The organism is Aeromonas sp. 102P, assembly GCF_051920345.1.
Classification (GTDB): domain Bacteria; phylum Pseudomonadota; class Gammaproteobacteria; order Enterobacterales; family Aeromonadaceae; genus Aeromonas; species Aeromonas veronii.
Genome location: NZ_JBQBCZ010000001.1, coordinates 4,249,583 through 4,274,945, shown reverse-complemented (window position 1 = coordinate 4,274,945; position 25,363 = coordinate 4,249,583). Strand labels below are relative to the sequence as shown.

Sequence of the window (25,363 nt, the reverse complement as noted above, 5' to 3'; positions counted from 1 at the left end):
GAAGGACGGGGCGGGGTGGTCAGCTGGTCACTCCGCCCACTAACAGAAGCCTGTGCCACGACACAGGCCACGTAGAAGGACAAGCATGTTTACATTCCTGCTGAAACGGTTCTATCAGGCCGTGATAGTGATGTTCGTCATCAGCCTGGTCGCCTTCTCCATCCAGGACAACCTGGGTGACCCGTTGCGTGAGCTGGTGGGACAATCCGTCTCCGAAGCCCAGCGTCACGAGTTGCGCGAGAAGATGGGCCTTAACGATCCCTTCCTCATCAAATACAGCCGCTTTCTGAAAAATGCGGTGCATGGGGATTTGGGCACCTCCTATTTCTTCAAGCGACCCGCTCTCGAGGTGATCCTCGACAAGCTGGTGGCTACCCTTGAGCTGGTTTTTGCTGCCGCGCTCATCATCGTGGTGGTTTCCATTCCACTCGGTGTCTATTCGGCGATCCGCCCGCGCAGCATTCCCACCAAGATCATCATGGCGGGGAGCAGCATCGGCATTTCGATCCCGGTATTTTTGACCGCCATCATGCTGATGTACCTCTTCTCCATCCAGCTGGGCTGGCTGCCGGCCTATGGCCGCGGCGAGACCCGTAACCTGCTGGGCTGGGAGTCGGGCTTCTTTACCTGGGATGGCATCCTGCACCTGATCCTGCCGGCGGTGTCGCTCTCTTCCATCATGCTACCGCTGTTTATCCGGCTGGTGCGCTCCGAGATGCTGGAGCAGCTCTCCTCCGAGTACGTCAAATTCGCCCGCGCCAAGGGGCTGGACAACAACAAGGTCTACTATCAGCACGCTCTGAAGAACACCATGCTGCCAGTCATTACCGTCGGTGGGGTGCAGATCGGCACCATGGTGGCCTACACCATCCTGACCGAGAGCGTGTTCCAGTGGCCGGGCACCGGCTTCCTGTTCCTCGAGGCGATCCACCGGGTCGATACGCCCCTCATCACCGCCTACGTCATCTTCGTGGGACTGATCTTCGTGGTGACCAATACTCTGGTCGACCTGCTCTACGGGTTGATTAACCCGACCGTTAACCTGACTGCCAAGGGGTAAGCGCATGACTAATGCTGTAACTGCAAGCCCAAGCCGTTGGGCACGTTTCAAGAACTCTGACATCGTCTACTACTTCCTGCGGGACAAGGTAGCCATGTTCAGCTTTGCGGTGTTTGTGGTGTTCGTGCTGGCGGCGCTGCTGGCGCCCTGGCTCGCTCCGCACAACGTCTATGACCAGACCAGTTTTGATCTGATGGATGCCGAGTTGCCCCCCTCCTGGCTCGAAGGCGGCGAGGAGCGCTTCTGGCTCGGTACCGACAACCAGGGGCGGGATATCTGGAGCACCATCCTCTATGGCGCCCGTATCTCCCTCACTATCGGTCTGTTTGCGGTGGCGCTGCAGCTGGTGCTCGGTATCGTCATCGGTCTGATTGCCGGTTACTTCGGTGGCCGCATCGACAACCTGCTGATGCGCTTTGCCGATGTGCAGTTGTCGTTCTCCACCATGATGGTGGCGATCATCATCTCCGCCATATTTCAGGCAACCTTTGGCTCCGAGTTCTACTCGAAGTTCGCCATCATGATGCTGGTGGTGATCATCGGTATCGCCGAGTGGCCGCAGTATGCCCGTACCGTGCGCGCCTCTGTGCTGGCGGAGAAGAAGAAGGAGTATGTGGAAGCAGCCAAGGTGATGGGATTCCGCGCCCCGCGCATCATGTTCCGCCACATTCTGCCCAACTGTTTGTCGCCCATTCTGGTGATCTCCACCGTGCAGGTGGCCAACGCCATCATGAGCGAGGCGGCACTCTCCTTCCTCGGTCTGGGAATGCCGGTTGATCAGCCCTCGCTCGGTTCGCTTATCAGCGTCGGCTTCAACTACATCTTCTCCGGCTCCTGGTGGATCACCGCCTTCCCGGGTATCTGTCTGGTGGTGCTGGTGCTGGTCATCAACCTGCTGGGCGACTGGCTGCGGGATGTATTTAACCCCAAGATCTACAAAGGGTAATCCAAGTCAGAAACGCAAAATAAGAAGGGCGCCAGTGAGGCGCCCTTCTTTTGTTTGATAGCTTTAAGCGTTATCAGGCTTGCAGCCAGCTTTCGATGCTGCGCTGGATGCCTGCATCGTCCAGACCGAGCAGGGCATAGATCTCCTGCTGGGTGCCCTGTTCGACGAAGCGATCCGGCAGGCCGAGGTTGAGCACCGACTTGCACTGCTTGCTGCGCATCAGCAGTTCGTTCACCGCCGAACCGGCGCCGCCCATGATAGCGTTGTCTTCGATGGTGACGAACTGATCGTGGCTGGCCGCCAGCGACAGCACCAGCGCCTCATCCATCGGTTTGACAAAGCGCATGTCCACCAGAGTGGCATCCAGTGCCTCTGCGGCCGTTTTGGCGTGGTGCAGCAGAGTACCAAAGGCCAGAATAGCAGTGCCCTTGCCCTCTCGCAGGATTCGTCCCTTGCCAAGCTCCAGTGCCTGCATCTCTGACGAGATGGGGGCGTCGCTCAGGCTGCTGCCGCGCGGATAGCGCACTGCGACAGGGCCCTGATGGAGATAGCCGGTATAGAGCATCTGGCGGCATTCGTTCTCGTCGGAGGGCGTCATCACCACCATGTTGGGCACGGTGCGTAGGAAGCTGATGTCGAACGCCCCCTGATGGGTCGGGCCATCGGCGCCCACCAGACCGGCCCGGTCGATGGCGAACAGCACCGGCAGATCTTGCAGCGCCACGTCGTGGATCACCTGATCGTAGGCGCGCTGCAGGAAGCTCGAATAGATGGCCACCACCGGCTTCTTGTCGGCGATGGCAAGACCCGCAGCGAACGTGACTGCATGTTGCTCGGCAATGGCCACATCGAAGTAGCGATCCGGATATTGCTGGCTGAATTTCACCAGCCCAGAGCCTTCGCGCATGGCAGGGGTGATACCGACCAGCTTCTCGTCTTTGGCCGCCATGTCGCACAGCCACTGGCCAAAGATGGCGGAGAAGGTGGGTTTGGCGCTGCTCGCCTTGGGCAGGGAGCAATCGTCAGGATTGAACTTGGGCACGGCGTGATAGCCGATGGGGTCTTTCTCCGCCGGCTCGTAACCCTTGCCCTTCTTGGTTTTGACGTGCAGCAGTTGCGGGCCCTTGAGGTTGCGCATGTTGCGCAGGGTCTCGACCAGTGCCTCGATATCGTGACCGTCGATGGGGCCGATATAGTTGAAGCCGAACTCCTCGAACAGGGTGCCGGGCACAACCATCCCCTTGAGGTGCTCTTCGGCCCGCTTGGCCAGCTCCTTGACCGGTGGCAGGCCCGCCAGCACCTTCTTGCCACCTTCGCGGATGGTGGTGTAGAGCTTGCCGGACATGACCCGGGCCAGATGGTTGTTGAGCGCGCCGACATTCTCTGAGATGGACATCTCGTTGTCGTTGAGGATCACCAGCATGTCTTTATGGACATCGCCGGCGTGGTTGAGCGCTTCAAAGGCCATCCCGGCGGTAATGGCACCGTCACCGATCACTGCAACGACCTTGCGACCCAGCCCTTCACTCTCGGCGGCGACCGCCATACCGAGCGCCGCACCGATGGAGGTGCTGGAGTGGCCGACGGAGAGCACGTCGTACTCGCTCTCGCCGCGCCAGGGGAAGGGGTGCAGGCCATCCTTCTGCCGGATGGTGTGGATCTGGTCACGGCGCCCGGTCAGGATCTTGTGGGGATAGGCTTGATGGCCCACATCCCAGATCAGCCGATCGAACGGGGTGTTGTAGACGTAGTGCAGGGCCACGGTCAGTTCGACCGTGCCGAGACCGGAGGCAAAGTGTCCGCTGGAGCGGCTGACAGAGCGCAACAGATATTCGCGCAGCTCGTTGCACAGCACCGGCAGCCGATCTTTGGGCAAGGAACGCAGCTCGACCGGAGTGTCCGCGAGGGCCAGGTTGGGGAAATTGCTAATATCAACGCTCATATTGTTACTGTTATCCAGCGTTTAGTGGGTTCGCTCGATGATGTAATCGGCAAACGCTTCCAGAATGTCGGTATTGTAGGGCAAGGATTGCAGGGCTGTTAAGGCTTTCCCATGCAGTTCGCGAGCCAGCTCACGGGCATTTTCGAGTCCGAGCAGGGCCGGATAGGTACTTTTCTCCAGCGCCAGGTCAGAACCTTGCGGCTTGCCCAAGGTGGCGGTATCACCTGTGATGTCGAGGATGTCATCCTGCACCTGAAAGGCGAGGCCAATCGCGGCGGCGTAGGTTTGCAGGGCAGCAAGCGTGTCGTCATCGACATCGGCTTTGCACAGGGCGCCGAGCGCCACGGCGCATTCAATCAGCGCACCGGTCTTGTGGCGGTGTACCTGCTCCAGTTCGGTAAGCGTGATCTGGCGCCCTTCGGCCTGCAGATCCAGCGCCTGGCCGCCACACATACCCAGATAGCCGGAGGCGCGGGCGAGGGTACTCAGCATCCGCACCCGGTTGGCCATCAAGGAGTCGGGCATGGGGTGATCGGCCAGAATGGAGAACGCCAGGGTCTGCAGAGCATCACCGGCCAGAATGGCGGTTCCTTCGTCAAACGCCTTGTGAACGGTTGGCTGACCACGACGCAGGTCGTCGTTATCCATGGCGGGCAGGTCATCGTGCAGCAGGGAGTAGGCGTGGATGCACTCCACGGCAGCCGCAGGGCCATCCAGCAGTTCGCTCTTGACGCCCAGCATCTCGCCGACCGCGTAGACCAGAAACGGGCGAACCCGTTTGCCGCCCAGCAGCAGGCCATAACTCATGGCATCGCGCAGACGCGGCGCCATGGCGGGCAAGGATTCAAGTTGTGCTGACAGACAGTCGTCAATACGCTGACGATGCAGACGGGAAAAATGGTCCAGCGCCACTCACTCCTCTCCTTGTTCTGGCTGGAAGGTGGCGAGCTGGTCACTGCCATCGGCTTGACTGAGCAGGATCTGGATCTTCTGTTCGGCCAGTTCCAGCTTCTGCTGACCGGCCCGAACCAGATGAACGCCCTGCTCGAACTGCTTGAGTGCCTCTTCCAGGGGTAGGGAACCTTGTTCCAGCTGATGAACGATGGTTTCCAGCTCTTCCAGAGTGGCATCAAAACTCAGACGGTCGATTTTTTTACTGGCCATGTCCATCCTCGGGGATTGAAAAAAACGGCTTATATTAACATCGACCGTCCACAGGGGGGAGGCAGAAAAGCATTGCCCCCTCAAACTCTCGCTAAACTGGCCGATAATGAGCCATCATTCTCAGTGGATGCATGCTTGCCGCATGGGTCGCAATAGCAGAAAATTCAACAGACTATAAATAGACATAAGAACCGGTGACAGGAGTAGGGACGTGGATCTAGGCAGTCTGATAGGGATAGTGCTGGGTTTCGGGGTGGTGGTGTACGGCATGCTGCTGGGTGGCCCCATGAGCATGTATGTTGATATGCCATCGGTCTACATCACTGTATTGGGATCAATCTTCATCGCCATGATGAAGTTCAACCTTGGCCAGTTCCTGATGGCATTCAAGGTGGCGGGTAAAGCCTTTATGTACAAGGGCGACAAGCTTGAAGACCTGATTACCAAAGCCGTTGAACTGGCTGACGCGGCTCGCAAAGGGGGCTTTCTGGCGCTGGAGGCCGCAGAGATCCCCAATGCATTTATGAAAAAAGGGATCGACATGCTGGTGGATGGTCACGATGCCGAAGTGGTGCGTGCCGTGATGGAAAAGGATATCGACCTGACAGCCGAGCGTCATGTCATTGCCATCAAGGTCTTCCGTACCCTTGGGGATCTGGGCCCTGCTATGGGGATGATAGGTACGTTGGTGGGTCTGGTGGCCATGCTGGCCAACATGAGTGACCCCAAGTCGATCGGGCCGGCGATGGCGGTGGCCTTGCTTACCACCCTGTACGGTGCGATAGAGGCCAATATGTTGGCTATCCCGATTGCCGACAAGCTGGAGCTGCGCAGCGGAGAGGAGAAGCTCTGTCGTACCCTGATCCTTGATGCCATTATGGGGATTCAGGATGGCCAGAACCCGCGGGTGATCCAGTCCATGCTGCAAAACTATCTGAACCAGTCCAAACGTAATACCGGCACCGAATAGGGGGCGTTATGTCTGATTGCAAGTGCCCGCCACCAGGGCTCCCTGGTTACATGGGAACCTTTGCCGACCTGATGTCGCTGCTGATGTGCTTCTTCGTGCTATTGCTCTCCTTTGCCGAGATGGATGTGCAGAAGTTCAAGCAGATAGCCGGTTCCATGGACAAGGCATTCGGGGTACAGAACATCCTTGAGGTGAAAGATATTCCCAAGGGGACCTCGGTGATTGCCCAGGAGTTCAGGCCCGGTCGCCCGGAACCCACGCCAATTGATACCGTGATGCAGCAGACCATCGATCTGACCCAGACCGAACTGGAGTTTCTGCCCGGCGAGTCGGATCAGGCAGGTGGTCAGGACAAGAGTGATGGCAAACAGACGGGGGGCGATACCGCGCAGGATGCGAAGAAGGCGCAAGAACAGTCCAATACCCTGGCCAAAGCCCTCGCCGAGCAGATGAAAGATCAGATCCAGGATGGCGCCATCGAAATTGAGGCGCTGGGCCAGCAGATCATCATCCGGATCAGGGAAAAAGCGTCTTTCCCGGCCGGTTCGGCGTTTCTGCAGCCCCAGTTCTGGCCGGTCATTCGCAAGGTAGCGACCCTGCTCAAGGATGTGCCGGGTGAAATCACCATCTCTGGTCACACCGACAACGTGGCGACCGAAGATGAGCTGTTCCAGTCCAACTGGGAGCTGTCGTCGCAACGGGCGGTGGCGGTGGCGCACCAGATGCTGAAGGTCCCCGGTTTTGATCAGGGGCGACTGGTGGTGCAGGGGATGGCGGATTCCCAGCCACTGGTGCCCAATACCACCCCGGAAAATCGTCGGATGAACCGGCGGGTGGAGATCGCCATCATGCAGGGCAAGCCGACTGTTTCGTCCCCAATTTCCGTACCGGAAGGGAAGTAAGCGAGGGGAATGCCGATGACGCAAGTGGGATCTGCATCAGGGGGCTGACGTGGATTTTGTGTTGGCTTCATATTAAGATGCCTCATCCGAACCGATTGCTGCGGCCTCCTTGCAGATGGCCGCAGTTTCTATTTTCAAGCAACCCAGGTTTCGACTATGAATCATACTCCGATGACTGTTCGCGGCGCTGAGAAGCTGCGCGAAGAGCTCGATTATCTCAAGACCGAGCTTCGTCCCCAGATTATCGAAGCGATTGCCGATGCCCGTGAGCACGGCGACCTGAAGGAAAACGCCGAATACCATGCCGCTCGCGAGCAGCAGGGGTTCTGTGAAGGCCGCATTCAGGAGATTGAAGCCAAGCTCTCCAATGCGCAGGTGATCGATGTCACCAAGATGACCAACAACGGCCGCGTTATTTTTGGCGCGACGGTGACACTGCTCAAGAGCGAGACAGAGGAAGAGGTGGTTTACCGCATCGTGGGTGATGATGAGGCTGATATCAAACAGAACCTCATCTCTGTCAATTCCCCCATTGCCCGCGCCCTGATTGGCAAGGAAGTGGACGATGTTGCAATCGTCAAGACACCTGCTGGCGATGTGGAATACGAAGTACTGGAAGTCGCTTATATCTAAGCGAATGCTACAGACAATGAAACAGGGGGGCTTGCGCTCCCCTGTTTGTCTTTATCTATGTGATTATTGATAAAAATCAGGACAGATACGCCTCGGTAAAGGCGTCCTGATGACGCTGAAACAACCAGTGGCGCAGCCGTTCGATGTTGTTTTCGCTCATCTGAAAGCTCAGTGCCCAGGTGGCATGGTCGGCATTGACTTTGATGCGCCTTACCAGTCGTCCCTGCAGTGGAAGAGGGTCCTCTTGCTCGATGCAGAGCTCGCCGTTGATGGGGGTATCGGCCACCATGTCGATTGGCAAATTTTCCACGATGAGGCCGTTGAGGGAGAGGCTGAGTACCTGAAACAGGCCCCGCTCGCTGCATAGCTTGGCTTTTTGGGTGAGACGCCAGGCGCGTGGTTGGGCAAACCCCAGCTCCCTGATGACCGGTGCAGATAAGCGGGGCTCGACGAAGCCATCTTCCCCTTGGGTAAAGCTCAGGGGAAAACGCAGCTGATGGCCTGCGAAGCGGGCTTCGAGTACAAGGTGTTCGGCTTTTTGCAGCAAGCCAAGCATGGGGGCATCGAGGTGACCACTCAGAACATGGGTGTCCTGATTGCTCCCCAAGTCCCGCAGCATGGCCAGCTCATCGTCGGTCAGAATAGGATGGTGAGCCATAATGCGTGTCCGGAAGTATTCATCGCAGGTTAAGGGCTTTGCGACTACTTTGGCAAGCGACTCGGGAAGAAGTGGAATAAGGAAAGAGCGATGCTCTTTCCTTTTACTTGCGGGGCAGCTGGATTTTGGGTTCGTTGGCTTGACGATAAATGGTCAGCACATGGCCCATGCTTTGCACCTTGATTGAACCGGTTTCACGGACGATAGCATCCATAACCAGTTGTTTCATTTCGCGATCTTCAGAGGCAACCTTAACCTTGATCAGCTCGTGATGGTTCAGTGCCAGATCGATCTCGGCCAGTACACCTTCGGTCAGACCATGCTGACCCAGCAGGACGACAGGCTTGAGGCTATGGGCAAGGCCCTTGAGGTACTGTTTCTGTTTATTGTTGAGAATCATCGCAATTTCTTCATAAGTCAGGGTTGAAAGGGGCGTATTCTACCCCCACTTAGCCCTTAATACTAATAACCCTTGTGGTTTTTTAAAGTCGATTATCATGACCCAGAAAAAACGTTCCCCCAGTTCAACTCGCTGGTTAAAAGAACATTTCGACGATCAATACGTCAAAAAAGCCCAGAAAATGGGCCTGCGTTCTCGTGCTGTTTTCAAGATTGACGAGATCCAGGGCAAGGATCGCTTGCTGAAACATGGCATGACCGTAGTGGATTTGGGAGCTGCCCCCGGTGGTTGGTCCCAGTTCGCGGTTGAACAGGTTGGTGATTCGGGTCGCGTCATCGCATGTGACATTTTGCCGATGGATCCCATTGCTGGTGTCGATTTCCTGCAAGGGGACTTTCGGGAGGAAACTGTACTCGGCGCTTTGCTGGAGCGAGTGGGTCCCGACAAGGTCGATGTCGTGATGTCTGATATGGCGCCCAACATGAGCGGTACCCAGCAGGTGGATCAGGCTCGCGCCATGTATCTGGTCGAGCTGGCGCTGGACATGTGCAATCAGGTATTGCGTAGTGACGGCAGTTTCGTAGTGAAGGTGTTTCAGGGAGAGGGCTTTGATGCCTATCTCAATGAAATTCGTAAACTTTTCTCCGCTGTCAAAATTCGTAAACCAGACTCATCCCGCGCCAGATCACGGGAAGTCTACATTGTGGCTACCGGTTTTAAACTGTAGTACCCTAACCTTCATCGTTAACTGTCAGTCTGCGAGGTTACTGATTTGAGTGACATGGCGAAAAACTTAATCCTGTGGCTGGTCATCGCCGTCGTTTTGATGTCGGTGTTCAATAGCTTCAGCCCCAGCGATACCACCAGTCGCCAGCTGGACTATTCCAGCTTCGTTAAAGAGGTGACCCAAGAGCAGATCCGTGAAGTGCGGATGGACGGTAAGGTCATTAATGGCGTCAAGCGTACTGGTGAACGATTCACCACCATCATCCCTGCGCCGGATCCCCAGCTGCTCAACGACATGCTCAATCACAATGTCAAAGTGATGGGCGAGAAGCCGGAAGAGCCGTCTCTGTTGACCTCTATCTTCATCTCCTGGTTCCCGATGCTGCTGCTGATCGGTGTCTGGGTCTTCTTCATGCGTCAGATGCAGGGCGGCGGTGGCAAAGGTGCCATGTCGTTCGGCAAGAGCAAGGCTCGCCTGATGAGTGAAGATCAGATCAAGACCACTTTTGCCGATGTAGCTGGTTGCGATGAAGCCAAGGAAGAGGTGAAGGAGCTGGTCGACTATCTGCGCGACCCGAGCAAATTCCAGAAACTGGGCGGCAAGATCCCGACCGGTGTGCTGCTGGTTGGTCCTCCCGGTACCGGTAAGACCTTGCTGGCCAAGGCCATTGCGGGCGAGGCCAAGGTGCCGTTCTTCACCATCTCAGGTTCCGATTTCGTGGAGATGTTCGTCGGTGTCGGTGCCTCCCGGGTGCGTGACATGTTCGAACAGGCCAAGAAATCTTCCCCCTGCATCATCTTCATCGATGAAATTGATGCGGTCGGTCGCCAGCGTGGCGCCGGTCTGGGTGGTGGTCACGATGAACGTGAGCAGACTCTTAACCAGATGCTGGTCGAGATGGATGGTTTTGAAGGCAATGAAGGCATCATCGTCATCGCAGCCACCAACCGTCCTGACGTACTGGATCCGGCACTGCTGCGTCCGGGCCGTTTCGACCGTCAGGTTGTGGTCGGTCTGCCGGATGTCCGTGGTCGCGAGCAAATCCTGAAAGTGCACATGCGCAAAGTTCCGTTGGCGGATGATGTTAATCCGGCGCTGATTGCCCGTGGTACCCCCGGTTTCTCCGGTGCGGATTTGGCCAACCTGGTCAACGAAGCAGCCCTCTTCTCTGCCCGCGAGAGCCGCCGAGTGGTCTCCATGGCCGAGTTCGAGAAGGCCAAGGACAAGATCATGATGGGTGCGGAACGCCGCTCCATGGTGATGAAAGAGTCCGAAAAAGAGATGACTGCATATCATGAAGCCGGTCACGCCATCATTGGTCGTCTGGTTCCGGATCATGACCCGGTTTACAAGGTCTCCATCATTCCGCGTGGTCGTGCGCTGGGTGTGACCATGTATCTGCCGGAGCAGGATCGCTGGAGCCACTCCAAGCAGCATCTGGAGTCGATGATCTCCAGCCTGTATGGCGGTCGCCTGGCAGAAGAGCTGATCTATGGTGCCGAGAAGGTTTCTACTGGCGCTTCCAACGACATCGAGCGAGCGACCGACATTGCACGCAAGATGGTGACCCAGTGGGGTATGTCCGAGCGTCTCGGCCCAATGCTCTACGCGGAAGAAGATGGTGAGGTGTTCCTCGGTCGCAGCATGGCCAAGGCCAAGCACATGTCCGACGATACCGCTCGTGTCATCGATGCCGAGGTCAAGCAGGTCATCGACCGCAACTACGCCCGTTCCAAGCAGATCCTGCTGGATAACATGGACGTGTTGCACAGCATGAAAGATGCGCTGATGAAGTACGAGACCATCGACGCCAAACAGATCGATGATCTGATGGCGCGTCGCGAGGTACGTGCTCCGAGCAACTGGCATGACGAGCACGGTGATACCCCGCAAGGCGGTTCCACTGTGGCTGCCGAGGCCAAGCCTGCCGATGAGGCTGCACCGGTGGCGGATGTCACTATCGACAAAGCCAACGACGCTCCGGCCAAATAATTGTGACTCTCCAAACCCCGGGCTTGCCCGGGGTTTTTCTTTATCAGATGGACGTGAAAATGCAGTTAACCAGCAAGGGGCTCAGCCTCTCCCTCGATCGTCCCCATGTGATGGGGATCCTCAATGTGACGCCCGACTCCTTCTCTGATGGCGGTAATTTCAACCAGTTTGAACGGGCAATGGCCCATGCGCGTCAGATGGTCTCTGACGGTGCGACCCTCATCGACATCGGTGGCGAGTCAACCCGCCCTGGTGCGCCCGAAGTGAGCGAGCAGGAGGAGCTGGACAGGGTCATTCCTGTCGTGGAACAGATGGTCCGTGAGCTGGATGTGATGATCTCCCTCGATACCTCCAAAGCGGCGGTGATGCGGGAGGGTTGCAAGGCGGGAGCCCATCTGATTAACGATGTGCGGGCACTGCAAGAACCTGGAGCACTGCAAGCCGCGGCCGAAGCTCGGGTTCCGGTCTGTCTGATGCATATGCAGGGGCAGCCGAGAACCATGCAGGTCGAGCCGCACTATGACGACCTGATCGGGGAGGTACGCGCCTTCTTTGATGAGCGTATTGCGGCTTGTCTGGCGGTCGGGATCCGTCGTGAAGAGCTGTTGCTGGATCCGGGATATGGCTTTGGCAAAACCCTTGCACACAACTATCAGCTGTTGGCGGCTCAAAAGGAACTGCTTGATTATGGCTTGCCGCTATTGGTGGGGATGTCGCGAAAGTCTATGATAGGCAACCTGCTGGGCCGTCCGGTGGATGAGCGTCTGGCGGGCAGTCTGGCATGCGCCCTTATCGGTATGCAGCATGGGGCTCGCATCATCAGGGTACACGATGTAAGGGAGACCATGGACGCATTGCGCGTCGGTTGGCTGGCAATGACGGGACAAGATTTTATTTCCAGATAATAAAGAGAACAGACAATGGCAAGAAAGTATTTCGGTACCGATGGTGTACGCGGCAAGGTTGGCGAATACCCGATCACCCCTGATTTTGTAATGAAATTGGGTTGGGCTGCCGGCAAGGTGCTCTCCAAGAAGGGCACCAAAAAGGTGCTGATTGGCAAAGATACCCGCATCTCCGGTTACATGCTGGAATCCGCGCTGGAAGCGGGGCTCTCCGCGGCAGGCCTCAAGGCCATTCTGATGGGGCCGATGCCCACGCCGGCGGTTGCCTACCTGACTCGCACATTCCGTGCCGAAGCTGGCATCGTCATCAGCGCCTCCCACAACCCCTTCTATGACAACGGCATCAAGTTCTTCTCCGCCGACGGCACCAAGCTGCCTGATGATGTCGAGCTGGCTATCGAAGCCGAGCTGGATCACGAGCTCAAGTGTGTCGAGTCGGCCGAACTTGGCAAAGCGGTGCGCATTGATGATGCCGCCGGTCGCTATATCGAATTCTGCAAGAGCACCTTCCCCTCCCACATGAATCTGGATGGGGTGAAAATGGTGGTCGACTGTGGCCACGGCGCCACTTACCACATTGCACCGTCTGTATTTCGCGAGCTGGGTGCCGACGTGATCACCATGGGCTGTGCCCCGGATGGTCTCAACATCAATGATGGTGTCGGTTCTACCGCGCCTGACGCGCTGGTTGCCAAGGTGCTGGAGTGCAAGGCCGATCTCGGGGTGGCATTCGACGGTGACGGCGATCGTCTGATCATGGTGGATCACACCGGTTATCTAATCGATGGCGACGAGATCCTCTATATCATTGCCCGCGATGCCCTGCGCAATGGTCGCCTCAAGGGGGGGGTCGTCGGCACCCTGATGGCCAACATGGGTCTGGAGCTGGCGCTGCAAACCCTGGGCATTCCGTTTGCCCGTGCCAAGGTGGGTGACCGCTATGTGCTGGAGATGATGGAAGAGAAGGGCTGGCGCATCGGTGGCGAGAACTCCGGCCACATTATCTGTCTGGATCAGACCACTACGGGTGATGGCATCGTAGCCGCCTTGCAGGTGCTTACCGCCATGCGCAGTGCCGAGATGCCGCTGGCCAAGCTGCGCTCCGGCATGAGCAAGTTCCCGCAGGTGCTGGTGAATGTTCGTTTTGCCGAAGGCAAGGATCCGCTGGCCGCTGATGCTGTCATGGCTGAGGTTGCCAAGGTGGAACAGGAGCTGGCTGGCCGTGGTCGCGTACTGTTGCGCAAATCAGGTACCGAACCGCTGATTCGGGTCATGGTCGAAGGGGAGCATGAGCAGCAGGTGCGTGACATGGCTCAGCGCATCGCCAAGCAGGTTGAATCGGCGTTTTAATGAACAGATAGGGCGGCTTTTTAGCCGCTCTGGTTGTATCTTGTTCAAACGATTCAAAAATTTAAAAATAGCACTTGTCAGCTGAGCATCCTATGGATATTATCAGCCCCGCTTTCGCAAGGGAGTTGCCGATGGGACATCGCAAGCCGTTTGTAGCAGCCAACTGGAAGTTGCACGGTAGTAGGTCGCAGTTAGAGCAGTTTACGAGTCAGTGTCTGAAGGGCGTTGACGGAAAAGTAGACGTGGTTCTCTGTCCTTCCCATGTGCATCTCGACTTTAGCGCTTCACTGCTCAATGAGCAGAAGGTAATAAGGTTGGGGGCTCAGAATGTGAGTCAGCACGCGGCTGGCGCTTACACCGGAGAAATCTCGTGTCAGATGCTGGTTGAGGCAGGGTGTCGTTACGTATTGGTAGGGCACTCCGAGCGCAGGCGTCTCTTTGGTGAGACCAGTTTTATCGTCGCAGAGAAGTTTGCGGCAGCCAGAGCGGCAGGCTTGATTCCCATCCTCTGTTTAGGTGAATCAGGCGCGGCAAGGCAGGCGAGAAGAGCCTTCGAGGTGATCGCTGAAGAGCTGGATATCGTCATAGAGAAAAATGGCGCGATGGCTTTCGATAATGCTATCATCGCCTACGAGCCGATTTGGGCTGTAGGTACAGGTAAATGCGCCACACCCGAGCAGGCACAAGAGGTTCATTCCTTTATACGTGGTCGCTTGGCGGAGGATACTCCGGTAATAGGTGAGAAAGTTAGAATCATCTATGGTGGGAGCGTAACGCCGAGCAACGCCAGAGATTTGTTTGCCCAGCCCGACATTGATGGCGGACTGATTGGCGGAGCAAGTCTTGATAGCGATGCGTTTTTAGGAATTGTTGAAGCGGCAAAGGGTGCAAGTTAAATGTACGAGATTCTTTTAGTCGTTTATCTGCTGGTTTCACTGGCTCTGATTGGTCTGGTGATGATTCAGCAAGGTAAAGGGGCTGATATGGGCGCCTCCTTCGGCGCAGGGGCATCGAACACAGTATTCGGCTCCGGTGGTTCAGGCAGTTTCCTGACCCGAACAACAGCAATTTTGGCTACTCTGTTTTTCGTTATCAGCCTGGTGCTCGGATCTATGTCCAGCAACAAGGTAAAGCAGGGTAGTGAATGGGAAAATCTGCAACAAACCCAACAGGTTGAGCAGACCAAAGCGCCAGTGAAGAAAGATACTGACGTTCCCGAGTAAGAGTTTTGCCGTGGTGGTGGAATTGGTAGACACGCTATCTTGAGGGGGTAGTGCTCTAGGGTGTGCGGGTTCGAGTCCCGCCCACGGCACCAATTAAGTAGTGAGCTCGGGAAACCGAGTGTATTATAGCCAGTCAGTCTTGTATCGAGAGAGTGAAGTGGCTATAATCTCGCACGATTTCGGACGCGGGGTGGAGCAGCATGGTAGCTCGTCGGGCTCATAACCCGAAGGTCGTCGGTTCAAATCCGGCCCCCGCAACCAAATTTCACGCATTTCCTACGCTCAGGAAGGCGGTCGCTGCGAGGCGACAATCAGGGTAAAGCGCCAAGCCCCGATTTGACATCGGGGCTTTTTGTTATGTGCGATTTACTCTGAATCGATCTCTATCTGGGCTTTATGCCCTTTTTTTGTTTTTCGGAGGGTGACTTTGGCTACGTTGGAACAACGTTTGACCGATCTGCTCGAGGCTCCGGTCGTTGCCTTGGGTTTTGAACTTTGGGGTATTGAGTTTATCCGTGCGGGTAAACACTCCACCTTGCGTGTCTATATCGACGGCGAGCAGGGTGTGACTGTCGAGAACTGTGCTGAGGTCAGCCATCAGGTTGGCGCCATCATGGACGTCGAAGATCCCATCACCGAGGAGTATTACCTCGAGGTATCCTCCCCCGGCCTGGATCGTCCCCTGTTCAAGGTTGCCCATTTCGAAAAATACGTTGGCCAAGAGGCGGCGGTAACGCTTCGGATGGCAACAAACAACCGCCGCAAGTTCAAAGGCGTAATCAAAGCTGTGCAAGGCGACATGATCACCCTGACAGTAGATGGTAAGGACGACGTGTTGGCTTTCACCAATATCCAAAAAGCGAACATAGTGCCGAACTTTGGTTAACGAGGCTATCGGATATGAATAAAGAGATTTTGCTGGTCGTTGACGCAGTATCCAACGAGAAGGCGGTACCCCGCGAGAAGATTTTCCAGGCTCTGGAAACCGCGCTGGCGACTGCGACCAAGAAGAAATATGAAGGCGAGATTGAAGTTCGGGTCGAGATCGATCGCAAGACCGGTGACTACGATACCTATCGTCGTTGGGTGGTCGTTGCTGATCAAGCCGCGATGGAGAACCCTTACGCTGAAATCACCCTGGAAGCGGCGCAGATTGATCAGCCGGAAATCCAGATCGGTGAGTATGTTGAAGACCAGATCGACTCTGTGACTTTCGACCGTATCACTACCCAGACCGCCAAGCAGGTTATCGTGCAGAAAGTGCGTGAAGCCGAGCGTTCACAAGTAGTTGATCAGTTTAAAGATAAAGAAGGCACCATCATCAGTGGTGTGGTCAAGAAGAGCAACCGCGACAACGTCATCCTGGATCTGGGCAGCAATGCTGAAGCCGTGATCTTCCGTGATGACATGCTGCCGCGTGAAACCTTCCGTCCGGGCGACCGTGTCCGCGGCCTGCTCTACGCAGTTCGTCCGGAAGCCCGTGGTTCCCAGCTGTTTGTCAGCCGTTCCAGCCCGGACTTCCTGAAAGAGCTGTTCCGTATCGAAGTACCGGAAATCGGTGAAGAGATGATCGAAATCATGGGCGCTGCCCGTGATCCGGGTTCCCGCGCCAAGATCGCGGTGAAGACCAACGATCGTCGTATCGACCCGATCGGTGCCTGTATCGGTATGCGTGGTGCCCGTGTGCAAGCTGTCTCCGCCGAGCTGAGCGGTGAGCGTGCCGACATCGTGCTGTACGATGACAACCCGGCCCAGTACGTGATCAATGCCATGGCGCCTGCCGATGTGGCCTCCATCATCGTTGATGAAGACAACCACACCATGGATATCGCCGTGGAAGCTGCCAACCTGGCTCAGGCCATCGGTCGCAATGGTCAGAACGTGCGTCTGGCATCCCAGCTGACCGGTTGGGAGCTGAACGTGATGACCGTTGAGGACATGCGTGCCAAGCACCAGGCCGAAAACGACCGCATCATGAACCTGTTCACCAGCACTCTGGATATCGACGACGATTTCGCCGGGCTGCTGATGGAAGAGGGCTTCTCTACCCTGGAAGAGATCGCCTTTGTACCGGTCAACGAGCTGCTGGCTATCGACGGTCTGGATGAAGACATGGTCGAAGAGCTGCGCAAGCGCGCCAAAGATGCCCTGACTACCAAGGCACTGGCCAAAGAAGAGTCTTTCGATGGCGTTGAGCCGTCCGAAGAGCTGCTCAATCTGAACGGTCTGAGCCGCGAACTGGCTTACGCTCTGGCGGGCCGTGGCGTGGGCACTCTGGAAGATTTGGCTGAGCAAGGTATCGATGACCTTGCTGATATTGAAGGGCTGACTGCCGAGAAGGCAGGTGAGCTCATTATGGCTGCTCGCAATATCTGTTGGTTCGGAGAAGAGCAGTCCGAGTAAGATCAAACGGAGGAAAATGAATGGCAGAAGTATCAGTCAAACAACTTGCCACTGACATCGACACACCGGTTGATCGTCTTCTCCAGCAGTTTGTCGATGCCGGTATCAGCAAGAGCAAGGCCGACGACATGGTCAGCGAGTCTGAGAAACAGGCTCTGCTGGCACACCTGAAGAAACAGCATGGAGGTGACGAGGTCGCCGCTCCTGCCCGCATGACCTTGCAGCGCAAGACCAAGAGCACCATCAGTGTTCAGGGGACTGGCGGCAAGAACAAGGAAGTGCAGGTAGAAGTGCGCAAGTCTCGCACCTATGTAAGACGCTCGGCGCTGGAAGATGAACAGCGTCAGGCGGAAGCCGAGGAAACAGCGCGTTTGGAAGCAGAAGAAAAAGCTCGTCGCGAGGCCGAAGAGAAGGCTCGCCTCGAAGCTGAAGAGAAGGCTCGCCGTGAGGCTGAGCAAGCTCGTCGTGAAGCTGAGGAAAAGGCGCGGATCGAGGCACAATCAAAGGCTCGACAGGCTTCACAGCCCGCCAAAGCAGCCAGTAGCACAGCTCAGCAAGAGGCAGAAAAGATGGCCAAGCGCGAAGCAGAAGAACTGAAGCGCCAACAGGAACAAACAGCTTTGAAAAAAGCTGAAGAACTCGCCGCGAAGAAAGCCGAAGAGGCTCGTCTCATGGCGGAACAGAACGCAGCCCGCTGGGCTGAAGAAGAGGCCGCTCGCGCCAAAGAGAGCAGCGACTACCATCTGACCACCAACAAGCATGCGCAAGCCGCAGAAGACGAGTTGGATCGGAAAGAAGAGACCAGCCGCCGCACTGCCGCAGCTGCCAAGGCACCGAAGAAAGCCGGTCGTCGTGAAGATGATCGCGACTCTCGTAACCCGCGTGCCCGTAAAGGCAAGCGCGGCAAGGTTGCCATGCCGAACGCCATGAAGCACGGTTTCAACAAGCCGGCTGCCGTGGTGAACCGCGATGTCGTCATCGGCGAGACCATCACTGTGGCCGAGCTGGCCAACAAGATGGCTGTCAAGGGCGTTGAAGTCATCAAGGTGATGATGAAGATGGGTGCCATGGCCACCATCAACCAGGTGATCGACCAGGAGACCGCTCAGCTGGTCGCCGAGGAGATGGGTCACAAGGTTGTGCTGCGTCGTGAGAACGAGCTGGAAGAGGCGGTACTGTCCGATCGTGACGAGACCTCCGAAGCCAAGCCGCGCGCACCGGTCGTGACCATCATGGGTCACGTTGACCACGGTAAGACCTCGCTGCTCGACTACATTCGTAAAGCCAAGGTTGCTGCTGGCGAAGCCGGTGGTATTACCCAGCATATCGGTGCTTACCACGTCCAGACTGACAGTGGCATGATCACCTTCCTGGATACTCCGGGTCACGCGGCGTTTACCTCCATGCGTGCTCGTGGTGCCAAGGCGACCGATATCGTTGTTCTGGTTGTTGCAGCTGACGACGGCGTGATGCCGCAAACCATCGAAGCTATCCAGCACGCCAAGGCTGCCGGTGTACCGCTGGTTGTTGCGGTCAACAAGATCGACAAGCCGGAAGCGGATCCGGATCGCGTCAAGACCGAACTGGCCCGTTACAACGTCATGTCCGAAGATTGGGGTGGAGACTGCCAGTTCGTGCACGTATCCGCCAAGTCTGGCGAAGGCATCGACGACCTGCTGGAAGCCATCCTGATCCAGGCTGAAGTACTGGAGCTGAAAGCGGTGGTTGACGGCATGGCCAACGGCGTCGTGATCGAATCCTTCCTGGATAAAGGTCGTGGTCCGGTTGCTACCGTACTGGTACAAGAAGGTACTCTGCGTCAGGGCGATATCGTGCTGTGTGGTCTCGAGTACGGCCGTGTTCGCGCCATGCGTGACGAACTGGGTCGCGAGATCAAGGAAGCGGGTCCGTCCCTGCCGGTGGAAATCCTGGGTCTGTCCGGCGTTCCCTCTGCCGGTGACGAAGCCACCGTTGTCCGTGACGAGAAGAAAGCCCGTGAAGTGGCGCTCTACCGTCAGGGCAAGTTCCGCGAAGTCAAGCTGGCTCGCCAGCAGAAGGCCAAGCTGGAAAACATGTTCGCCAACATGACCGAGGGCGAAGTGTCCGAAGTGAACGTGGTGATCAAGGCCGACGTACAAGGTTCTGTGGAAGCGATCTGCGATGCGCTGGTCAAACTCTCCACCGACGAAGTGAAGGTGAAGATCGTGGGTTCCGGCGTAGGTGGTATCACCGAAACCGACGCGACCCTGGCTGCTGCTTCCAGCGCCATCCTGGTTGGTTTCAACGTCCGTGCCGACGCATCTGCGCGCAAGGTCATCGAATCCGAGAGCCTGGATCTGCGTTACTACTCCGTCATCTATGACCTGATCGACGAAGTGAAGCAGGCCATGAGCGGCAAGCTGGCCCCTGAGTATCGTCAGGAAATCATCGGTCTGGCTGAAGTGCGTAGCGTCTTCAAGTCTCCGAAGTTCGGCGCCGTTGCCGGCTGTATGGTTACCGAAGGTGTGGTCAAGCGTTCCAACCGTATCCGCGTTCTGCGTGACAACGTGGTTATCTATGAAGGCGAGCTGGAATCCCTGCGCCGCTTCAAGGATGACGTCAACGAAGTTCGCAACGGCTACGAGTGTGGTATCGCGGTCAAGAACTACAACGACGTGCGCGAAGGCGACCAGATCGAAGTTTACGAGACTGTTGAAATCCAACGGACTCTGTAAGCCGAGAGTTAGACAAAATAGGGGGCCGCGGCCCCCTTTTATCGCAGGATAGAATATGGCCAGAGAATTCAGCCGGACCCGTCGGGTCGGACAGCAGATCCAGCGTGAAATTGCGCTGATCCTGCAGCGCGAGGTGAAAGACCCGCGCATCGGCATGGTGACCGTTTCCGATGTGGAAGTGTCCCGTGACCTCAACTATGCCAAGATTTACGTCACCTTCTTGCAGCTGGAAAATGATGCCGAGCGTATCAAGGAAGGCTTGCAGGGTCTGACCGAAGCAGCCGGATATATCCGTAGTCTGCTGGGCAGTGCCATGCGTCTGCGCGTGGTGCCCGAGCTGCGTTTCTACTACGATCAGACCCTGGTCGAGGGGATGCGTCTCTCCAACCTGGTGACCAACACTGTGCGTGAAGACAAGCGTCGCATGGCCGAATCCGGCCGTGACGAAGAAGCTGAATCCGCACCGGATGACACGACTGAGGATAAAGCCTGAGATGACCCGAAGACGTCGTTTCAAGGGCCGTGATGTGCACGGCATTCTGCTGCTGGACAAGCCGACCGGCCTGACCTCCAACGATGTGTTGCAGAAGGTCAAGCGCATCTACAACGCCGCCAAGGCCGGTCACACCGGCGCACTGGATCCGCTGGCGACCGGCATGCTGCCGATCTGCCTCGGCGAGGCCACCAAGTTCTCCCAGTATCTGCTGGAAGCGGACAAACGCTATGAGGTGACCGCCAAACTGGGCGAGCGCACCAACACCAGCGACTCCGATGGTGAGGTGGTCTCCACCCGTCCGGTGAACGTGGCTGTCGGAACCCTGATCGAGGCGCTGGACCAGTTCCGCGGCCCCATCATGCAGGTGCCCTCCATGTACTCCGCGCTCAAGCACAACGGCCGTCCGCTCTACGAATATGCCCGCGAAGGCATCGAAATCGAGCGTGAAGCCCGTCCCATCACCGTATTCGAGCTCAAACTGCTGAGCTTTGAAGGTGATGAGGTGCGCCTTGAAGTGCACTGCAGCAAGGGCACCTACATCCGCTCTCTGGTGGATGATCTGGGTGAAGTGCTGGGCTGTGGCGCCCACGTGACCCAGTTGCGCCGTACCCAGGTGGCCAGTTATCCGTACGAGCGGATGCTGACTCTGGAGCAACTCGAGTGCATCTTCGAGCAGGCCAAGGCCGAGAGCATCCCGCCGCGCGAGCAGCTGGATCCGCTGTTGCTGCCGATGGACACCGCCGTAGCAAGCTTGCCCGAGGTGAACATGCTGGCGGTTGTGGCTGCCTATGTGAATCAGGGCCAGGCCGTGCAGGTGGCAGGTGCGCCGCAAAGCGGTCAGGTTCGCATGACGGTCGGCCCGGAGCGCGAGTTCATCGGGGTTGGCGAGATTGATGATGATGGCCGCGTCGCTCCCAAGCGACTGGTGCGTTATCACGACGAGGAGTGATCCTCAGGCGGTATCAGCGCGTCTTTCCCGTTTCGCCTCTTTATCGTTGCGAAAAGGGGCGGGGACGATTATGATACCGCCCTCATTTCACGGCTGAATTAGAGATTGGCTGTGAACCTTTAAACACTCTACTGGAGTATTACCATGTCTCTAAATGCTGAGATCAAAGCTCAAATCGTTGCTGACAACGCTCGTTGCGCCAACGACACCGGTTCCCCCGAAGTGCAAGTTGCCCTGCTGACTGCCCAGATCAACCATCTGCAAGGTCACTTCAAAGAGCACTCCAAGGACCACCACGGTCGTCGCGGTCTGTTGCGCATGGTTTCCCAGCGTCGTAAGCTGCTGGACTACCTGAAGCGTAAAGATTCCGAGCGTTATGCTGCTCTAATCGCCAAGCTGGGTCTGCGTCGTTAATCGACCATCAGATTTCGCGAAAAAGGGGAACCGTCAGGTTCCCCTTTTTTATTGCTCTTCAAGCCGTTGCCTGCCTCACAGAATTCGCGTCGCCGCTTACCTTTTGCATCGAATCAAGTATACTTGTGCGCGAATTTAAAGAGCCAAATTGTAAAAAGGAAATTCACGTGAATCCTATTGTAAAGTCATTCCAGTACGGTCAACACACCGTCACTCTGGAAACCGGTGTGATGGCCCGTCAAGCCACTGCGGCCGTTATGGTCAGCATGGACGATACCTGCGTATTTGTGACCGTAGTCGGCAAGAAAGAGGCCGATCACGGCCGTGATTTCTTCCCGCTGACCGTCAACTACCAGGAGCGTACCTATGCTGCTGGTCGTATCCCGGGTGGTTTCTTCCGTCGTGAAGGCCGTCCGAGCGAAGGCGAGACCCTCATCTCCCGTCTGATCGACCGTCCTATTCGTCCGCTGTTCCCGGAAGGCTTCCTCAATGAGGTTCAGGTCGTTGCGACCGTAATGTCCGTGAATCCGGCCGTATCCCCCGACATCGTTGCCATGATCGGTGCCTCTGCTGCACTGGCCATCTCCGGTATCCCGTTTGGCGGCCCGATCGGTGCTGCTCGCGTGGGTTACATGAACGGTCAGTATGTGCTGAACCCGACCACTACCGAACTGCCGCAGAGCGATCTGGATCTGGTGGTTGCCGGTACTGCCAATGCCGTGCTGATGGTTGAGTCCGAAGCGGCCATCCTTTCCGAAGAAGTGATGCTGGGCGCCGTGGTATACGGTCACGAGCAGATGCAGACCGTGATCAATGCGATCAACGAGTTTGCCGCTGCCGTCGGCACCAAGCCGTGGGACTGGACTCCGCCTGCCGTCAACGAAGCGCTGAAAGCCAAGGTTGCCGAGCTGGCGAGCGCCGAACTGGGTGAAGCCTATCGCATCACCGAGAAGGCTGTCCGTTACGAAACCATCGCAGCCATCAAGGGTCGTGTGGTTGAGCAAGTTATCGCTTCCGGTGTGGAAGAAGATGCCAAGAAGATCGGCGAAGAGTTCCACAGCCTGGAAAGCCGCATCGTTCGTGGTCGCGTAGTACGTGGTGAGCCGCGTATCGATGGTCGCGATCCGGAAATGATCCGCGCCCTGAGCGTAGGTACCGGTATTCTGCCCCGTGCTCACGGCTCTGCCCTGTTCACCCGTGGTGAAACTCAGGCCATCGTGGTCGCCACTCTGGGTACCGAGCGTGACGCCCAGAACATCGACGAGCTGACCGGCAACCGTGCCGATCGCTTCATGCTGCACTACAACTTCCCGCCATACTGCGTCGGTGAGACCGGCATGATGGGTAGCCCGAAGCGTCGTGAAATCGGTCACGGCCGTCTGGCCAAGCGCGGCGTTGCTGCCGTGATGCCGAGCGCCGCCGAGTTCCCGTACGTGGTGCGCGTGGTCTCTGAAATCACCGAATCCAACGGTTCCTCCTCCATGGCGTCTGTCTGTGGTTCCTCTCTGGCGCTGATGGATGCCGGTGTGCCGATCAAGGCCTCCGTTGCCGGTATCGCCATGGGTCTGGTGAAGGAAAAAGAAGGTTTCGTCGTGCTGTCCGACATTCTGGGTGACGAAGATCACCTGGGCGACATGGACTTCAAAGTAGCCGGTACCACCGAAGGTGTGACCGCGCTGCAGATGGACATCAAGATCGAAGGCATCACCAAAGAGATCATGGAGATTGCGCTGAAGCAAGCTCGTGGCGCTCGTCTGCACATCCTGAAAGTGATGGATGAAGCTATCCAGGCTCCGCGTGCCCAGATTTCCGATTTCGCACCGCGTATCCACACCATCAAGATCAATCCTGAGAAGATCAAGGATGTGATCGGTAAGGGTGGTTCCGTGATCCGTGCGCTGACCGAAGAGACCGGCACCAACATCGAGCTGGACGATGACGGTACTGTACGTATCTCCGCCGTGGCCAACGAAGCCGCCATGGAAGCGATCCGTCGCATCGAGGCCATCACCGCCGAGATCGAAGTGAACCGCATCTATGAAGGTAAAGTTGTCCGTCTGGCCGATTTCGGTGCATTCGTCAACATTCTGCCGGGCAAAGATGGTCTGGTACACATCTCCCAGATCACCGACGCTCGCGTGCAGAACGTGGCTGACCACCTGACCATCGGTGACGTAGTCAAGGTGAAGGTACTGGAAGTGGATCGTCAGGGCCGCGTACGTCTCTCCATTAAGGAAGCGAACGCCCCGACCGAAGCAGCTGCACCTGCTGCTGACGCCGCTGAAGAAGCGCCTGCTGCAGAGTAATCTGCTCGCCTGATACCGGATCGGTTCCGGTTGATGTAAAAAGTCCGGCTCCCCAATGGGAGCCGGACTTTTTTTATGGCAAGATCAGCTGCGGCTGGTTGACATCTGGCAACTGTTGGCAACTGCTATCCGGCAGATAGATCTCCCCTGGCTCCCAAGCTGGCGCACCAGATTGCCCCATTCGGTCAATAGCCACTGATTGGTAGCGAACAAAAACGACTGTTGGGCCGAGGCATCTGCAGCCACAGGGCAAACAGGGTGATATGACGACTCATAAGGGGGTTAGCGCTCCTGCTCGTAGCCCAGCAGATCGCCGGGCTGGCATTTGAGTTCACGGCAGATGGCCTCCAGAGTGGAGAAGCGCACCGCCTTGGCGTGGCCATTCTTGAGGATCGAGAGGTTGGCCTCGGTGATGTCGATACGCTGGGCCAGTTCGCGGGCGGTCATTTTGCGCTCGGCCAGCAGTGCATCGAGGCGGATGATAATGGGCATAGGATCCTCACACCGTCAGTTGCTGTTCATCGGCCAGCAGTTTTGCCTCGCGCATGACCAGTGCCAGCGCCAGTACGATCAGTCCCGCCAGCAGTACCCGGAAATCTGAGGTACTCAGCGCTATGGTACCTAGTACTTCCGGGCCTCTCATGGTGAGCACCGTATCCAGCAAGGGGGTCAGGATCAACTCGACCAGGAAGGTTGCACAGAGCAGCAGTCCGATCTGCCGGTAGCGGCGGATCTGCTCGAAGGTGAAGAGCAGACCGGCGCGGTAGCCGCGAAACAGCTGACGCAGTTGCCAGAGCATCATCATAAAGACCAGATCCGGCAACAACTGTACCAGGGTGCCGAGCAGCCGGGTGGAGAAGTGAAGGGGATAGTCGGCAGGATTGATGCCGGGGCGGCTCAAGATGGTGTTGAGCTTCTCCTGCAGAAAATCGGCGCCACCGAAGGGGGTCCACACCTCCAGCAAGGTGATCAAAGGGGTAGCCAGCAGTGCCAGCAGCAGCAGCCATTCGATCAGCATGCTCGAGCGTTCTAGTTTGTTGGAGATCATCTCATTCCTCACTGTGATGGTTTTATCTGAAAGGTAAAGTTTATCGTTTATCAATATTCACACCGTAGTGTTTATTGTTTTACGATATACAGTCAAGATGAAACTTATTGAAAAACGATAATTTCAATCTGTCCGAAGGGGATGACTTTTGGCTGCAGCCT

General features: G+C 56.9%; 25 protein-coding genes and 2 tRNA genes. 20 read left to right on the top strand and 7 right to left on the bottom strand.

Features of this window, described 5'->3' with window-relative positions:
• Nucleotides 1-85: 85 nt before the first annotated feature.
• Together ACTG1K_RS20040 and ACTG1K_RS20035 are read left to right on the top strand one after the other, a co-directional pair.
• Nucleotides 86-1,060 (top strand): ABC transporter permease, encoded by a 975-nt coding sequence (locus ACTG1K_RS20040; RefSeq protein ID WP_005349514.1) that lies wholly within the window; start codon nucleotides 86-88, stop codon nucleotides 1,058-1,060.
• A 4-nt stretch (nucleotides 1,061-1,064) separates the two neighbouring features.
• Nucleotides 1,065-2,006 carry an ABC transporter permease gene (locus ACTG1K_RS20035; RefSeq protein WP_019445927.1) on the top strand — a complete coding sequence of 314 codons (942 nt, stop codon included), beginning with the start codon at nucleotides 1,065-1,067 and terminating at the stop codon, nucleotides 2,004-2,006.
• Nucleotides 2,007-2,079: 73 nt separating this feature from the next.
• On the opposite strand, the gene dxs is transcribed toward ACTG1K_RS20035, so the two are convergent.
• The 3 genes from dxs to xseB are packed head-to-tail and all read right to left on the bottom strand — an operon-like array spanning nucleotide 2,080 to nucleotide 5,112.
• Nucleotides 2,080-3,948 (bottom strand): 1-deoxy-D-xylulose-5-phosphate synthase, encoded by a 1,869-nt coding sequence (gene dxs, locus ACTG1K_RS20030; RefSeq protein ID WP_425854791.1) that lies wholly within the window; start codon nucleotides 3,946-3,948, stop codon nucleotides 2,080-2,082.
• Between the two features lie 21 nt (nucleotides 3,949-3,969).
• Complete coding sequence (ispA, locus tag ACTG1K_RS20025) at nucleotides 3,970-4,860, bottom strand: (2E,6E)-farnesyl diphosphate synthase (protein WP_425854794.1); 891 nt, start codon at nucleotides 4,858-4,860, stop codon at nucleotides 3,970-3,972.
• Nucleotides 4,861-5,112: an exodeoxyribonuclease VII small subunit gene (gene xseB, locus ACTG1K_RS20020; protein WP_040068599.1), complete on the bottom strand. Its 252-nt coding sequence runs from the start codon at nucleotides 5,110-5,112 to the stop codon at nucleotides 4,861-4,863. It abuts the gene before it with no gap.
• A gap of 211 nt (nucleotides 5,113-5,323) precedes the next feature.
• Between xseB and pomA the strand changes: the two genes are divergently transcribed.
• From pomA to greA, 3 genes are all read left to right on the top strand, one after another.
• Nucleotides 5,324-6,082 carry a flagellar motor protein PomA gene (pomA, locus tag ACTG1K_RS20015; RefSeq protein WP_236321226.1) on the top strand — a complete coding sequence of 253 codons (759 nt, stop codon included), beginning with the start codon at nucleotides 5,324-5,326 and terminating at the stop codon, nucleotides 6,080-6,082.
• 8 nt (nucleotides 6,083-6,090) lie between these two features.
• A complete protein-coding gene (locus tag ACTG1K_RS20010; RefSeq protein ID WP_103250974.1) occupies nucleotides 6,091-6,984 on the top strand; it encodes a flagellar motor protein MotB in 894 nt (297 codons plus the stop codon).
• Between the two features lie 156 nt (nucleotides 6,985-7,140).
• Entirely contained in the window at nucleotides 7,141-7,617 is a 477-nt protein-coding gene (gene greA, locus ACTG1K_RS20005) for a transcription elongation factor GreA (protein WP_005343528.1), read from the top strand.
• 76 nt (nucleotides 7,618-7,693) lie between these two features.
• Here greA and ACTG1K_RS20000 read toward each other — a convergent pair whose 3' ends face one another.
• Nucleotides 7,694-8,275 carry a PilZ domain-containing protein gene (locus ACTG1K_RS20000; RefSeq protein ID WP_425854797.1) on the bottom strand — a complete coding sequence of 194 codons (582 nt, stop codon included), beginning with the start codon at nucleotides 8,273-8,275 and terminating at the stop codon, nucleotides 7,694-7,696.
• Between the two features lie 103 nt (nucleotides 8,276-8,378).
• Nucleotides 8,379-8,675, bottom strand: coding sequence for a ribosome assembly RNA-binding protein YhbY (gene yhbY / locus ACTG1K_RS19995; RefSeq protein ID WP_005338829.1), 297 nt, complete (start codon nucleotides 8,673-8,675; stop codon nucleotides 8,379-8,381).
• Nucleotides 8,676-8,772: 97 nt separating this feature from the next.
• Here yhbY and rlmE point away from each other — a divergent pair, with 97 nt between their 5' ends.
• The 15 genes from rlmE (at nucleotide 8,773) to pnp (ending at nucleotide 24,154) form a co-directional block, all read left to right on the top strand.
• A complete protein-coding gene (rlmE, locus tag ACTG1K_RS19990) occupies nucleotides 8,773-9,402 on the top strand; it encodes a 23S rRNA (uridine(2552)-2'-O)-methyltransferase RlmE (protein ID WP_005338828.1) in 630 nt (209 codons plus the stop codon).
• A gap of 45 nt (nucleotides 9,403-9,447) precedes the next feature.
• Complete coding sequence (gene ftsH / locus ACTG1K_RS19985; protein WP_005343537.1) at nucleotides 9,448-11,394, top strand: ATP-dependent zinc metalloprotease FtsH; 1,947 nt, start codon at nucleotides 9,448-9,450, stop codon at nucleotides 11,392-11,394.
• 59 nt (nucleotides 11,395-11,453) lie between these two features.
• Nucleotides 11,454-12,299 (top strand): dihydropteroate synthase, encoded by an 846-nt coding sequence (gene folP / locus ACTG1K_RS19980; RefSeq protein ID WP_279486011.1) that lies wholly within the window; start codon nucleotides 11,454-11,456, stop codon nucleotides 12,297-12,299.
• 15 nt (nucleotides 12,300-12,314) lie between these two features.
• Nucleotides 12,315-13,649 (top strand): phosphoglucosamine mutase, encoded by a 1,335-nt coding sequence (gene glmM / locus ACTG1K_RS19975; protein WP_440006498.1) that lies wholly within the window; start codon nucleotides 12,315-12,317, stop codon nucleotides 13,647-13,649.
• A 131-nt stretch (nucleotides 13,650-13,780) separates the two neighbouring features.
• Nucleotides 13,781-14,545, top strand: coding sequence for a triose-phosphate isomerase (gene tpiA, locus ACTG1K_RS19970; RefSeq protein WP_440006496.1), 765 nt, complete (start codon nucleotides 13,781-13,783; stop codon nucleotides 14,543-14,545).
• Nucleotides 14,546-14,872, top strand: a complete 327-nt coding sequence (gene secG, locus ACTG1K_RS19965) for a preprotein translocase subunit SecG (RefSeq protein ID WP_005338811.1) — start codon at nucleotides 14,546-14,548, stop codon at nucleotides 14,870-14,872.
• A gap of 7 nt (nucleotides 14,873-14,879) precedes the next feature.
• Nucleotides 14,880-14,964, top strand: a tRNA-Leu gene (locus ACTG1K_RS19960).
• Between the two features lie 92 nt (nucleotides 14,965-15,056).
• Nucleotides 15,057-15,133 (top strand) — tRNA-Met (locus ACTG1K_RS19955).
• Nucleotides 15,134-15,299: 166 nt separating this feature from the next.
• The gene (gene rimP / locus ACTG1K_RS19950) at nucleotides 15,300-15,758 is read left to right on the top strand and encodes a ribosome maturation factor RimP (RefSeq protein ID WP_005338809.1); all 459 of its coding nucleotides are present in this window, start codon (nucleotides 15,300-15,302) and stop codon (nucleotides 15,756-15,758) included.
• A 14-nt stretch (nucleotides 15,759-15,772) separates the two neighbouring features.
• Entirely contained in the window at nucleotides 15,773-17,275 is a 1,503-nt protein-coding gene (gene nusA / locus ACTG1K_RS19945) for a transcription termination factor NusA (protein WP_440006494.1), read from the top strand.
• Nucleotides 17,276-17,295: 20 nt separating this feature from the next.
• Nucleotides 17,296-19,989 (top strand): translation initiation factor IF-2, encoded by a 2,694-nt coding sequence (gene infB, locus ACTG1K_RS19940; RefSeq protein ID WP_005338806.1) that lies wholly within the window; start codon nucleotides 17,296-17,298, stop codon nucleotides 19,987-19,989.
• A 55-nt stretch (nucleotides 19,990-20,044) separates the two neighbouring features.
• On the top strand, nucleotides 20,045-20,482 hold the full coding sequence (rbfA, locus tag ACTG1K_RS19935) for a 30S ribosome-binding factor RbfA (protein WP_005338799.1): 438 nt from the start codon (nucleotides 20,045-20,047) through the stop codon (nucleotides 20,480-20,482).
• Between the two features lies 1 nt (nucleotide 20,483).
• The gene (truB, locus tag ACTG1K_RS19930; protein WP_005338798.1) at nucleotides 20,484-21,434 is read left to right on the top strand and encodes a tRNA pseudouridine(55) synthase TruB; all 951 of its coding nucleotides are present in this window, start codon (nucleotides 20,484-20,486) and stop codon (nucleotides 21,432-21,434) included.
• A gap of 144 nt (nucleotides 21,435-21,578) precedes the next feature.
• Nucleotides 21,579-21,848, top strand: coding sequence for a 30S ribosomal protein S15 (rpsO, locus tag ACTG1K_RS19925; protein ID WP_005338797.1), 270 nt, complete (start codon nucleotides 21,579-21,581; stop codon nucleotides 21,846-21,848).
• A 167-nt stretch (nucleotides 21,849-22,015) separates the two neighbouring features.
• Nucleotides 22,016-24,154 carry a polyribonucleotide nucleotidyltransferase gene (gene pnp, locus ACTG1K_RS19920; protein WP_440006492.1) on the top strand — a complete coding sequence of 713 codons (2,139 nt, stop codon included), beginning with the start codon at nucleotides 22,016-22,018 and terminating at the stop codon, nucleotides 24,152-24,154.
• 282 nt (nucleotides 24,155-24,436) lie between these two features.
• On the opposite strand, the gene ACTG1K_RS19915 is transcribed toward pnp, so the two are convergent.
• Both ACTG1K_RS19915 and ACTG1K_RS19910 read right to left on the bottom strand, forming a co-directional pair.
• Nucleotides 24,437-24,646: a helix-turn-helix domain-containing protein gene (locus tag ACTG1K_RS19915; RefSeq protein ID WP_005335250.1), complete on the bottom strand. Its 210-nt coding sequence runs from the start codon at nucleotides 24,644-24,646 to the stop codon at nucleotides 24,437-24,439.
• Between the two features lie 7 nt (nucleotides 24,647-24,653).
• Nucleotides 24,654-25,202, bottom strand: coding sequence for a DUF2975 domain-containing protein (locus tag ACTG1K_RS19910; RefSeq protein WP_076495674.1), 549 nt, complete (start codon nucleotides 25,200-25,202; stop codon nucleotides 24,654-24,656).
• Between the last annotated feature and the right edge of the window lie 161 nt (nucleotides 25,203-25,363).